We start from the raw sequence: 2,958 nt of genomic DNA, 5'->3' as shown, positions 1-2,958 counted from the left end.
CCAGAAAACATCTGGCACAACAGTCATCCCTGACACGGGGGTGCCAGAAACAACAAAACAAAAAACAACAAACAAAAACCACCAAACACACTATTGAGTTCTCAAACAACAGTCCCGGCATCCCTGCCCGGCCGCGCAACCAACCCGCGGCCGAAAGCCGCGTGCTCGTCGTACGGACAGATGGAACACTCCGAAGTCCGGAATCATTCCCTGGGATGCCGCCGCGCTCTGCGGACGAACCGCGTCGCAACGACTTCCATAAGTTACGTCAGGGTTGCAGCGGAGTCAAATCCCCTGAGCTACAGGAACGTTTGACCTTCGTCACATTCAGTTAACCCGCTGTACCCCGGCGATGTTCCGCTTCCCGCGGCGCAACACCAGCCAGCGCCCGTGCAGGAAGTCCGCGGCGTCGGGCACCCACTCCTCGCTCTGTACCCGGACGTTGTTGACCGACACCCCGCCCTCGGCGATGGTGCGCTTGGCCTCTTTCCTACTGGCCGACAGCCCGGTTGCGACGAGCAGATCGACGATGCCGTCGACCGAACCCGCCTTCAGTTCGGCCACCTGCCCGTTACCGGTCTCCCGCAGCGCCGACGCCAGGGTGGGCTCGTCGAGCCGGTCGAGTTCACCGCGACCGAACAAGGCGGCCGAGGCGTGCTCGACGGCGTCAGTGGCGGCCTGACCGTGCACCAGGGTGGTCAGCTGGCGGGCCAGTTGGCGTTGGGCGGCCCGTTCCTGCGGCCGATCAGCGGTGGCCTCCTCCAGTTCGGCGAGTTCGGCGGTCGACAGATAGGTGAACCAGCGCAGGTACCGGATCACGTCGGCATCCGCGGTGTTGACGAAGTACTGATACCAGGCAAACGGACTGGTCATCTCGGGGTCCAGCCACAGGCTGCCGCCGCCGGTCGACTTGCCGAACTTGGTTCCGTCGGCCGACGTCACCAGCGGCACGGTCAGCGCGTGCACGCTCGCCCCGAGCTTCTGGCGCACCAGGCGCACGCCGGCGATGATGTTGCCCCACTGGTCGGACCCACCGATCTGCAGCGAGCAGCCATACCGCTGGTGCAGTTCCACGTAATCGTTGGCCTGCAGCAGCATGTAGCTGAATTCGGTGTAGGAGATGCCCTCGCCATCCAGGCGCCGGCGGATGGTGTCGCGGTCGAGCATGACGTTGACCGAGAAATGCTTGCCGACGTCGCGCAGGAACTCGATGGCCCCGAGCGGTTGGGTCCAGCTCAGATTGTTCTCCACGATGGCTCCCGACCCGGTGCCGGCGGCACCGGCGTCGAATTCCACGAACCGCTCGAGTTGCCCGCGGATGCGTTCAGACCACTGCGCGACGGTGTCGGCGGTGTTCATGGCGCGCTCGCCGGAGTCCCGGGGATCACCGATCAGTCCGGTCGCACCACCGGCCAGCACGATCGGCCGGTGCCCGGCCCGCTGGAAACGCTGCAGCGCAAGAAGCGGGACCAGATTTCCGGCGTGCAGGCTCGGCGCGGTCGGGTCGAACCCGGCGTAGACGGTCATCGGTGGCTGGGCGGCCGCCGCGGCGAGCGCGTCGATGTCGGTGGACTGCGCGATGAGACCGCGCCAGTTCAATTCATCGAGGATCGTCTCGCTGCCCATCATCTGATCTTCCCGTATCGGGTCGGTTCAGCCCGCAGCGACCGGCCGGGGCATGCCAAGGTCACTGCCCAGACAGTCGGCGGCTGCCAGTCCGGACAGCGCGACCATCGGCAACCCACCGCCGGGGTGCGCGCTGCCCGAGGCGAGGTAGAGACCCTCGACCCCGCGCACCCGGTTGGGCGGACGTTTGAACGCGGCGAAGCGGTCGTTACTGGCCGCACCGTAGATGGCCCCGCGGCTGCCGGGGAACGAGCGCGCCAGATCGGCCGGCGTGCGCCGCCATACCAGTTCATCGCCCGGCCCCCACAACCCCGTGGCGCGGATCCGCTGCTCGACGGCGTTCTCCAGCGCGGCCCAGACTTCCGGTGCGCGCGATCCGGAGGCCGGCTCGGCAGGGGCGTTGGCCATCACGAAGACCGGCTCGGCGTCGGCCCAGCCGGCCACACCGTGACAGCGCTCCTGGGCGCAGAGGTACACCGTCGGATCAGCCGGCGGGCGGTCATGGTCGACGATGTCGGCGAACTCCGCGTCGTAATCGCTCGGGAACAGCACCTCGTGCGGCATCCGGTCCGGCCGACGTGCGGCGCGCAACACCGCGTTCCACCCGGACATCGACGGCGCCCCGGCAGCGGGCAGCCGGCCCCCGGCGTCCATCCCGCCACCGCGCAGCCAGCCCACGTCGGCGTTGACCACGACCGACCGGCCGCGCCGTCGGCCGCCGTCGGCCAGAGTCACCCCCGCCACCGCACCGTCGTCGGTCAACAGCCGTTCGACCCGTGCGCCGTATTCGATGATCCCGCCGCGGGTCTCGATGGCGTTGACCAGTGCCTCGACAAGGGCGTGAATCCCGCCCTGGACTCCGTAGCCGCCCAGCGAAAGCTCAATGTGCGCAATGCAATTCAGTGTTGCCGGGGCACGTCGGGGGTCGCTGCCATTGTAGGTGGCGTAGCGACGCAGCAGCATACGCAGGTGCGGCTCGCGGACGTGACGATCGATGGCTGCGGCCATGCTGCGCAACGGGTCGACAGCCAGGAGGGCTCGCGGGCGACGCAGAGCCAGGCCTGTCATCGCCGCCCAGGTGGGTGCCGGGCCGAGCACGAAATTGGGGGCGGCCGCCTCCCAGATCCGGCGGCTGTAGGCCAGGAATGCGGCCAGTTGTGCCTCCGCGTCGGGCCCCAGGGCGGAGGCGACGTTGGCCAGTGTGCGCTGCGGATCGTGGGCCACGTCGATCACACAGCCGTCGGCGTAGCGGTAGCGGAAGCCCGGATCGAGGCGACGCAGACCGATCACGTCATCGAGGCGCAGACCGGCACGGCCGAATACGTCGGCGAA

2 protein-coding genes are annotated in these 2,958 nt (G+C 68.1%); both read right to left on the bottom strand.

What is annotated here, in order from left to right; translation table 11 throughout:
* Positions 1–327: 327 nt before the first annotated feature.
* Positions 328–1,626 (bottom strand): tyrosine--tRNA ligase, encoded by a 1,299-nt coding sequence (tyrS, locus tag ACR2JI_RS06370; RefSeq protein ID WP_526389177.1) that lies wholly within the window; start codon positions 1,624–1,626, stop codon positions 328–330.
* A 27-nt stretch (positions 1,627–1,653) separates the two neighbouring features.
* Positions 1,654–2,958 (bottom strand): phytoene desaturase family protein (locus tag ACR2JI_RS06365; protein WP_526389175.1); only part of this gene is annotated, 1,305 nt, incomplete at its 5' end.

The sequence above is a fragment of the Mycobacterium sp. genome, assembly GCF_051006775.1.
GTDB lineage: Bacteria > Actinomycetota > Actinomycetes > Mycobacteriales > Mycobacteriaceae > Mycobacterium.
This window is presented reverse-complemented; position numbering and strand designations above follow the sequence as displayed.

Coding starts and splice junctions, on each gene's coding strand:
- tyrS (WP_526389177.1), bottom strand. CDS start 1,626: ATGGGCAGCGAGACGATCCTCGATGAATTGAACTGGCGCGGTCTCATC.